The sequence below is a fragment of the Pseudomonas sp. PDM17 genome, from assembly GCF_014851985.1.
In the GTDB taxonomy this organism is placed as follows: domain Bacteria; phylum Pseudomonadota; class Gammaproteobacteria; order Pseudomonadales; family Pseudomonadaceae; genus Pseudomonas.
Genome location: NZ_JACVAT010000006.1, coordinates 517,814 through 527,606 on the forward strand (window position 1 = coordinate 517,814; position 9,793 = coordinate 527,606).

The following is a 9,793-nucleotide window of genomic DNA, read 5'->3' on the forward strand; positions in this document are numbered from 1 at the left end:
GAACATAACAACAATGAATTTTCTTGCCCCGACTCGTCATTTCTGCACCACCATCGGTCTCGTCGCGCACTGTGTCATCGGCGGCAGCGGGTACGCCCTTTCCGCCGAAGAAGACGGATTCCTCGAAGACTCCACGGCGACGTTGAACCTGCGCAATTACTATCAGAACCGTAACTTTGTTGGAGACTCAACCAGCCAAGGCAAGGCCGAGGAATGGACCCAGAGCTTCATCCTCGACGGCAAGTCCGGATTCACACAAGGCCCCGTTGGCTTCGGCGTTGATGCGCTCGGCCTGCTCTCAGTCAAGCTCGATAGCGGCAGAGGCACCAAAGGCACTCAATTGCTGCCTGTGCATGGCGATGGTCGCGCCGCCGACGACTTCGGCCGACTGGCGGTAGCCGGCAAGATGCGCGTGTCGAAGACCGAGCTGAAGGCGGGGGAATGGATGCCGGTGTTGCCGATCCTGCGTGCTGACGACGGCCGCTCCCTGCCGCAGACCTTCCAGGGTGCTCAGGTCACCTCCAAGGAGATCGACGGCCTGACTCTCTACGGCGGTCAGTTCCGTGGCAACAGCCCGCGCAACGACGCGAGCATGGAAGACATGTTCTTGAACGGCAAAGGGGCCTTCACCTCTGATCGCTTCAACTTTGTCGGTGGCGAATACAGCTTCAATGACAACCGCACCTTGGTGGGCCTGTGGAGCGCCGAGCTGAAAGACATCTACCAGCAGCAGTTCGTCCAGTTGGTGCACAGCCAGCCGATCGGTGACTGGACCCTGGGCGCCAACCTTGGTTACTTCAACGGCAAGGAAGACGGCAGTGCCCTGGCTGGCGACCTCGACAACCGCACCTGGTTCGGCTTGTTCTCTGCCAAGTACGGAGCCAGCACCTTCTATGTCGGCTTGCAGGACGTCAGTGGCGACGACGCCTGGATGAAAGTCAACGGCACCAGTGGCAGCCCCCTGGGAAACGACAGCTTCAGCTCCAGCTATGACAACGCCGGTGAGCGTTCCTGGCAATTGCGTCACGACTACGACTTCGCGGCCTTCGGCGTTCCGGGGCTGACCCTGATGAACCGCTACCTCAGCGGCGACAACGTCCATGTCGGTGCAATGACCGACGGCAAAGAACGGGGACGTGAAACCGAACTGGCCTACGTGGTGCAGTCGGGTGCGTTCAAGGCCCTGAGCGTCAAATGGCGTAACTCCACCATGCGCCGCGATTGGGGTAGCAATACCAGCTTCGATGAGAACCGGTTGATCATCAGCTATCCGCTCTCTCTCTTTTAATTCGTACGCCAGAGGGAAAGCTTGCGACTTAGCCGGTAATCTCAATGGGTTTCAGATATAGAGCCGTCAATTTCTCTGGCCAAACTGCACGGCGACTTAGTTAGTCTCAATCCCATCTGGACACCTCCAGAAATACTAGGAGGACAAACTATTGTTCCTGTTTACCTCGGCCCGATGACTGGTTAGGGCCGAGGTCTTTTTGAGCTGCTTTTCCTACCGCGTCGCTGAGGCTTTCATACCCAACAGCCGAGGTCGCGTCCGTTGGCTGCACGTTGACGAAGTAGACTTAAGGCTACAGGAGACGATAGGTGGCAAGGGGTGTGCTGAGGACCGTCCCCTGCATACCGCACAAGGGCTGAGTCTCTGTCAGGCGGAAGCTTTTAACGAGAACGGATTGCGCGCGAGGGGGGAGGCATAACCAGGATCCCTAGCCGGCACCAGGAAGGCGGCAGCTAACGGCCAGAAGCGGGCGTTCGATTTTGGGCGAGGTCAGGTCGCGAGCTACTGCTCTGAACGAGAAGTACACGCTATCGATTACTCTGGGTTAGAGGGAGCCGACGTGGGGATCTGCCAAGCTGGTTTCTTGTCATCTTGACTGTCGAAAACGCGACGCGCCTTGCGGAATTCCTCGGCGTTTTCGACCACCCACATCCAAACAGGAGACATCCGAACCAACAGTTCCATACCCACTGGCGTCAGCTCGTATTCGACGCGCGGCGGAATTTCCCCGAACTCCCTTCGAAGCAGTAATCCATCCCGCTCCATGGCGCGCAGCGTCTTGGTCAGCATTCGCTGGGTCACCCCAGTCATCTGCCTTTTTATCTCAGCGTGGCGCATCGTGCCATACACACCCAAGGCATGCAGGATGCCCAATGACCATCGGCTACCCGCGTGAGCGAGGACCTCCCGTCTGACGCCATCATCATCTTCTCGGAGCGTTTGGCAGATGGCTTCTGCCTGGCTCAGAGCGTCCTGATTGGTCATTTATCCCTCCTAGGTATCACGCGTGTGCCTTCTTACGAGTACTGCCTGATCATGCCAGCATTCGTTCATGTTATAGGCATCACGCCTCAGGAGAAATCATGACCGAAGCAACCCCGCTTTCCCCTCAATCCATTCTTGTTCTCGGCGCTGGCGAACTTGGTCTCCCGGTTTTGCGCAATCTCGCGCGAGTGGCCAAACGCGCACCCGGTTCCCAAATCAGCGTTCTTCTCCGTGAGTCGACCATCAACACCCAGATACCGGAGAAAAAAGCCGAGATCGACGAGCTTCGTGGGCTGGGCATTCAGATGGTCGCTGCGGATCTGGTGAACGATTCAATTGATCAGTTAGCTGAAGTGTTCGGGCGGTTCGATACCGTCATAGGCTGCGCCGGCATGGTCGCGGGTCGAGAAACCCCCATGAAGTTGGCGACAGCAGCGCTAAGGTCGGGCGTTAAGCGCTACTTCCCGTGGCAGTTTGGCGTGGATTTCGAAGTGATCGGTCGGGGCAGCCCCCAAGATCTTTTCGATGCTCAACTCGATGTACGCGAGGCACTCCGCGCGCAGGATAAAACCGAATGGGTAATTATCTCGACGGGCATGTTCACCAGCTTCCTCTTCGAGCCCGTATTCGAAGTAGTCGACTTCGACAATGACACCGTTAACGCTCTCGGCAGTCTTGAGAACACCGTGACGCTCACCACACCAGACGACATCGGCACTCTAACAGCGGAAATCGTCTTCTTTGAACCTCGCTTCCGCAACGAGATTGTCTATCTCTCGGGCGACACGGTGTCGTATGGACAAGTTGCGAACATCCTCGAAAATGCGCTGGGTCGTCCATTCAAAACTCACGTGTGGACTGTTCCGTACCTGATGGATGAGCTGAGAAAAGACCCTACCCATCACATCAAAAAGTACCGTGCTGTATTCGCCCAAGGCAGAGGTGTGGCATGGCCTAAAGCGGGCACCTTCAACGAACAGCAGTCGATTCCAGTAACCACCGCTGAGCAATGGGCTCGGGCGAACCTTGGGGCCAAGTGAGCGACGACAGATCGCTGACTTGCACAGAAGTGTCCGCTATGGGTCGGTAGCTGCCTCCCTCACACAGCAACAATTGGCCAAAAGCGAACGATGAGATAGCAGCCGTTGAGAAAGAGCAAGATTTCGTACATTCCACCCTTGTCAGGGCTTATAGACGGGCTTCCTCGAAAGCAATGACTCAATTGGATAAGAAAATCTGTTCTCTCAATCCAACATCGACTGCTGGGCAAAGATTCCCGCCATCGCGCCCTGCGATGATGCCTGGGTGACCGATGGCAAGAAGGGTGTCGTGAGGTCGCCGGCGGCATATATACCGGGCGTGCTGGTTTGGCGGCGTTCGTCGACGTTGAGGACGATGCCGGTGGGAGTCTCGACCGTGGCAAGGCAAAGCGATTCATGCAGACCTGCGGACGGCCTGTTGCGCGGATGGGCGAACAGGATGTCGACCGCGACATTGCGGCGGGTATCGAGATTGACTGTGGCGATATGGCCCTCTTGGTGAGCGATCTCGACGATCCGGCCATCGACGACAGGTATGTTGCGGCGTTCCAGGTCGGCCTGGATATCGGGCGCAATGTCATGACCATCGGCAAAGAGAGTCAATTTGTCAGTCCAATCGCCGAACAGCCTGGCAGATTGGTGCGACTGCGGGCCGGACCAGACGAGGCCCCAATGCTGGCCGGCGACTTCGAAGCCATCGCAATAGGGGCAAGGCACAATGGACTTACCCCAACTTTCGGCAAAGCCTGGGATGTTCGGCATTTGGTCAACGACGCCATAGCTAAGGATCACGCGTCGCGCCGCAAAGCTCTCGCCGCTGTCGACGAGGACGGAAAAATCGTCGATCGCGCCGGAGATGCTGTCGGCCCGGGCTTTGACGAAACTGATGGTAGGGTAGCGCGCGAGTTGCTTGCGCGCCTCGGCCAGGATGTCCTGCGGTGGCTTGTGATCGTGGCCGAGCATTCCATGCGAATGGCCGGCGAAGCGGTTGCGCGGCAGGCCGGTATCCAGAAGGGTGACCTTGCGACGGGCCCGGCCGAGCTGCAGGGCGGCTGCAAGGCCGGCAAAGCTGCCGCCGATGATGATGACGTCATTCATGGTGATGGGCTCCGCGTTGTGTATGGAGGGGGGCCGGAATTTGCGTCCCACTTCACTTAGCTACTGCCAACTACACGAATTGCCGGCTGACCATCGCGATAGATATGCCTGGCAGGTATGGCCTTCCTCCTCACGGGGGGAAATCCGGGTGCGCGTGACCATAATACATTTTGGTCACACGTTGTCCATCCCCTGACGGCTATGTAGGCTATGCCGCATGAACAAGACACGCACAGCAAAAACAACCACCCGCGGCCCTGCAGATCATGAGGTGCGCGATCAGATCGTGGCCGCAGCCACCGAGCACTTCAGCCTGTACGGCTACGAGAAGACCACGGTGTCCGATCTCGCCAAGTCGATCGGATTTTCCAAGGCCTACATCTACAAATTCTTCGAGTCCAAGCAGGCCATTGGCGAAATGATCTGCTCGAACTGCATCAGCCAAATAGAGGCCGAGGTCCGTGCCGCCGTCAGCGAGGCTGATCGTCCGCCAGAGAAGCTGCGCCGCATGTTTAAGGCGCTTGTGGAGGCATGCCTGCGCCTGTTGTTTCAAGATCGTAAGCTCTACGAAATTGTCGTGTCCGCAGCCTCTGAACGCTGGCAGGTGACTATTGCGTATGAAAATCTCATTCAGGAGATCATCCAGGACATCCTGCAGCAAGGTAGGCAGAGCGGCGACTTCGAGCGAAAGACCCCGCTCGATGAAGCCACCAAGGCGGTCCTCCTGGTCATGCGCCCGTATTTCAACCCGCTACTTCTGCAATACAGCCTCGATGCCACCGAGGAGGCTCCCCTTCTTTTGTCCAGCCTGGTACTGCGAAGTCTGTCGCCATAACAATAGTGACCATTGACTAAATTGGTCACTAGATTCAAGCTGGGGCTCCCTACTTCCTTGCGATGGGTTCCTCATGCGCCGGCGCAGCCTCCTTCTGTCCACTCTCATCGGTGTGATGCCGATCGCGCTGGTCGCCTGCGGCGAAAAAGCGCCGACCGATCCGCGCACGGACGCGCCACTGGTGCGGGTTGTCGTACCCCAGTCGGCAGCACCCGCGCCGAGGTCGTTCACCGGCACTGTTGCCGCACGCGTCCAGAGCGACCTGGGCTTCCGTGTATCGGGCAAGGTCCTGGAGCGGCTCGTCGACACTGGTCAGTCGGTCAAGCGGGGGCAAGTTCTTCTTCGCCTTGATCCTGTCGATCTGAACCTCGCCGCGCGTGCGCAGCGCGAAGCCGTCGCCGCAACCCGGGCGCGAGCGAAACAGGCCAGTGAAGATGAGGCCCGCTACCGAACGCTGCGCGGAACCGGCGCGGTATCGGCATCTGCCTATGCTCAATACAAAGCCGCAGCGGACACCGCGCGAGCACAACTTAGCGCGGCCGAGGCTCAAGCCGAGGTCGCCGCCAATGCGACCGGGTACGCCGACCTGTTGGCGGATGCCGATGGCATCGTCATGGAGACGCTGGTAGAGCCTGGCCAAGTGGTCAGTGCCGGGCAGCCCGTTGTCAGGCTGGCGCATGCGGGGCCGCGCGAAGCCGTTGTGCAGTTGCCGGAGACGTTGCGTCCGGCGGTTGGCTCCTCCGCCCGTGCCACGCTGTTCGGCAAGGACAACGTCAGTGTCGTGACCAGCCTCCGCCAGCTCTCGGATGTCGCCGATCGGCTGACCCGTACCTTCGAAGCGCGGTATGTGCTCGATGGCGAACTTGCCCAAGCACCGTTGGGCACCACCATCACGGTTCAAATTGCGGCGGGGACAGTGCAGGAGCAGGCGCGGAATGATCTGCAGATTCCGATTGGCGCGCTGTGCGACGAAGGCAAAGGCCCAGGCGTGTGGGTCATTCAAGGCAGTCCGGCAAGAGTGTCCTGGCGGCCGGTTACGGTGCTGAGCCTCGATGATGAGCATGCACGTATCAGCGGCGCGCTCAAGCAGGACGACCGGATCGTTGCGCTTGGCGCGCACTTGCTGCGCGAAGGGCAGCAAGTGCGGGTGGAGGGTCAGGCCGAGGTTGCTGCGGTCGAGGGAGTCTCGCGATGACTGGAGGCCGCTTCAACCTGTCAGCACTTGCGGTACGCGAGCGCTCCATCACCCTGTTCATGGTTTGCCTCATCTCTCTGGCGGGCCTTGTCGCATTCTTCAAGCTGGGACGGGCGGAGGATCCGGCGTTCACGGTCAAGGTGATGACCATTGTGACGGCCTGGCCCGGTGCGACCGCCCAGGAGATGCATGACCAGGTCGCAGAGAAGATCGAGAAGCGCTTGCAGGAGCTGCGCTGGTACGACCGCAGCGAGACCTATACGAGGCCAGGGCTGGCGTTCACCACCCTGTCCCTGCTCGACAGCACCCCGCCGTCGGAGGTGCCCGAGGAGTTCTACCAGGCCCGCAAGAAAATCAACGATGAGGCGAAGACCCTGCCTGAAGGCGTCATTGGCCCGCTGGTCAACGACGAATACTCGGACGTCACCTTTGCCCTGTTTGCGCTCAAGGCTAAAGGCGAGCCCCAGCGTCTGCTCGTGCGTGACGCTGAGTCGCTGCGCCAGCGCTTGTTGCATGTGCCCGGTGTGAAGAAGGTCAACATTATCGGCGAGCAAGCCGAGCGCATTTTTGTCGAGCTATCCCATGAACGCTTGGCAACCCTGGGGATAGGTCCACAGGAAGTGTTCGCCGCACTCAATGGCCAGAATGCCCTGACGCCAGCAGGCTCAGTCGAAACCAGGGGCCCGCAAGTCTTCCTGCGACTGGATGGCGCCTTCGATGAGTTGCAGAAAATTCGCGACACACCGGTGATTGCGCAAGGGCGCACGCTGAAGTTGTCGGATGTCGCCACCGTCAGGCGCGGCTACGAAGACCCGGCGACTTTCCTGATTCGCAATGGCGGCGAGCCGGCATTGCTCCTAGGCATCGTCATGCGCGAGGGCTGGAATGGCCTCGACCTCGGAAAGGCCCTGAACGACGAGGTGAGCGCCATCAACGGCGAGCTGCCGCTGGGTATGAGTCTCACCAAGGTTACGGATCAGGCCGTCAATATCAGCGCCTCGGTCGACGAGTTCATGATCAAGTTCTTCGTCGCGCTGCTGGTGGTCATGCTGGTGAGTTTCATCAGCATGGGATGGCGCGTGGGTATCGTGGTGGCTGTCGCCGTGCCGTTGACCCTGGCGATGGTCTTCGTCGTCATGGCCGCAACAGGCAAGAACTTTGACCGCATCACCCTGGGCTCCCTGATTCTCGCCCTGGGATTGCTGGTGGACGACGCCATCATCGCCATCGAGATGATGGTGGTGAAGATGGAGGAAGGCTTCAGCCGCGTCCAGGCTTCCGCGTATGCCTGGAGCCACACGGCGGCTCCAATGTTGTCCGGCACCCTGGTCACCGCTGTAGGCTTCATGCCCAATGGCTTTGCCCGATCCACGGCGGGCGAATACACCAGCAACATGTTCTGGATCGTCGGTATCGCCCTGATCGCTTCGTGGCTGGTTGCCGTGGTGTTCACGCCCTATTTCGGGGTCAAGTTGCTGCCCGACTTCAAGAAGGTCGAGGGCGGCCATGACGCCATCTACGACACCCCGGGCTACAACCGTTTTCGCCAACTGCTCGGTCAGGTCATCGCTCACAAGTGGAAGGTCGCCGGTGCGGTAGTCGGGCTTTTCGCACTGGCGATCGTCGGGATGAGCGTCGTCAAGAAGCAGTTCTTCCCTATCTCCGATCGCCCCGAAGTGCTGGTGGAGGTGCAGATGCCCTATGGCACCTCCATTGCCCAGACCAGCGCGGCCACCGAGAAGGTGGAAGCCTGGTTGGCTCAACAGAAGGAGGCCAGGATCGTCACGGCCTACATCGGCCAGGGCGCACCCCGCTTCTTCATGGCCATGGGGCCGGAACTGCCAGATCCTTCGTTCGCCAAGATCGTGGTGCGCACCGACAACCAGGACGAGCGCGAAGCCCTGAAGCATCGGCTGCGTCAGGCCATCGCAGACGGGCTGGCCAACGAAGCGCGGGTTCGGGTCTCGCAACTGGTCTTTGGGCCCTACTCTCCCTACCCGGTTGCGTACCGAGTAACCGGGCCGAACCCGGACAAGCTTCGCGACATCGCGGCTGAAGTGCAGCAAGTCATGGAAGTCAATCCGATGATGCGGACGGTCAATACCGATTGGGGTACCCGCGTGCCCTCGTTGCACTTCACTCTGCAACAGGACCGTCTGCAGGCAGTTGGACTGACCTCCAGCGCCGTCGCGCAGCAGCTGCAGTTCCTGCTGAGTGGAGTGCCGATCACCGCTGTGCGTGAGGACATCCGTACCGTTCAGGTCATGGCGCGTGCAGCCGGCGATATCCGCTTCGACCCGTCCCGGATCATGGACTTCACGTTGGCGGGCACCGATGGGCAACGCATCCCGTTGTCGCAAGTGGGCAATGTCGAAGTGCGCATGGAGGAGCCTATCATGCGCTGGCGCGACCGCACGCCGACAATCACCGTACGGGGCGACATTGCCGAGGACTTGCAGCCGCCGGATGTCTCGACCGCCATCAGCCAACAGCTCCAGCCCATCATCGAGAAGCTGCCAAGTGGTTATCGCATCGAACAGGCCGGTTCCATCGAAGAGTCGGGCAAGGCGAGCAAAGCCATGCTGCCGCTGTTCCCGATCATGCTGGCTGCCACGCTGATCATCATCATCCTGCAGGTGCGATCGATTTCCGCGATGATCATGGTCTTTCTGACCAGCCCGCTAGGACTGATTGGCGTGGTGCCCACGCTGATCCTTTTCCACCAACCCTTCGGCATCAACGCCCTGGTCGGGCTGATCGCGCTGTCCGGCATTCTCATGCGCAACACGCTCATCCTTATTGGGCAGATCCGCCACAACGAAGCGGAGGGGCTAGCCCCATTCCAGGCAGTCGTCGAAGCCACGGTGCAGCGCGCCAGACCGGTGATACTTACCGCACTGGCGGCCGTCCTGGCCTTCATCCCGCTGACCCATTCGGTGTTCTGGGGCGCGCTGGCGTACACGCTGATCGGCGGTACCTTCGCAGGAACGGTGCTGACCTTGGTCTTCCTGCCAGCGATGTACTCCATCTGGTTCCGGATACACCCGTCAGCCATGCGCCAATCGCGCAACCCGCATAGCATTAGCCGGCATTCTTGCCGGCAATAGAAAACTTTTCTAGACCGGGTTCTCGGGAGGCAGCAATCGGCCAGGAGCGGGCATTTGGGAGACAGACCGCGACAACCCAAAGTGGGCAATCGCCTCTGTGTACGCGCGGACGCCCAGTCTGGTCTGTCCCGGGCTGAGTGGACACTGACTTAAGGTGGATAATGCCCACCGCAAGGAGTGTTCATGACCCAGACCAGACGACGTTTTCCCGAATCCTTCAAACGCGAGGCGGTAGACCAGGTGCTT

7 protein-coding genes are annotated in these 9,793 nt (G+C 59.8%); 5 read left to right on the top strand and 2 right to left on the bottom strand.

Translation table 11 applies throughout. The features are described from left to right. The first annotated feature begins 13 nt into the window (after positions 1–13). A complete protein-coding gene (locus tag IB256_RS23550) occupies positions 14–1,288 on the top strand; it encodes an OprD family porin (protein ID WP_192404273.1) in 1,275 nt (424 codons plus the stop codon). 534 nt (positions 1,289–1,822) lie between these two features. On the opposite strand, the gene IB256_RS23555 is transcribed toward IB256_RS23550, so the two are convergent. Continuing rightward, positions 1,823–2,272 carry a winged helix-turn-helix transcriptional regulator gene (locus tag IB256_RS23555; RefSeq protein ID WP_192404275.1) on the bottom strand — a complete coding sequence of 150 codons (450 nt, stop codon included), beginning with the start codon at positions 2,270–2,272 and terminating at the stop codon, positions 1,823–1,825. 98 nt (positions 2,273–2,370) lie between these two features. On the opposite strand from IB256_RS23555, the gene IB256_RS23560 reads away from it, so the two are divergent. Then, a complete protein-coding gene (locus IB256_RS23560; protein ID WP_034053389.1) occupies positions 2,371–3,312 on the top strand; it encodes an aromatic alcohol reductase in 942 nt (313 codons plus the stop codon). Positions 3,313–3,516: 204 nt separating this feature from the next. Here IB256_RS23560 and IB256_RS23565 read toward each other — a convergent pair whose 3' ends face one another. Next, entirely contained in the window at positions 3,517–4,410 is an 894-nt protein-coding gene (locus IB256_RS23565; protein ID WP_192404278.1) for an NAD(P)/FAD-dependent oxidoreductase, read from the bottom strand. A 217-nt stretch (positions 4,411–4,627) separates the two neighbouring features. Between IB256_RS23565 and IB256_RS23570 the strand changes: the two genes are divergently transcribed. The 3 genes from IB256_RS23570 (at position 4,628) to IB256_RS23580 (ending at position 9,547) form a co-directional block, all read left to right on the top strand. After that, positions 4,628–5,245, top strand: coding sequence for a TetR/AcrR family transcriptional regulator (locus IB256_RS23570; protein WP_192404280.1), 618 nt, complete (start codon positions 4,628–4,630; stop codon positions 5,243–5,245). Positions 5,246–5,318: 73 nt separating this feature from the next. Beyond that, entirely contained in the window at positions 5,319–6,440 is a 1,122-nt protein-coding gene (locus IB256_RS23575; protein ID WP_192404281.1) for an efflux RND transporter periplasmic adaptor subunit, read from the top strand. Continuing rightward, complete coding sequence (locus tag IB256_RS23580; RefSeq protein WP_192404284.1) at positions 6,437–9,547, top strand: efflux RND transporter permease subunit; 3,111 nt, start codon at positions 6,437–6,439, stop codon at positions 9,545–9,547. The genes IB256_RS23575 and IB256_RS23580 overlap by 4 nt, the downstream gene beginning before the upstream one ends. Positions 9,548–9,793: the final 246 nt, after the last annotated feature.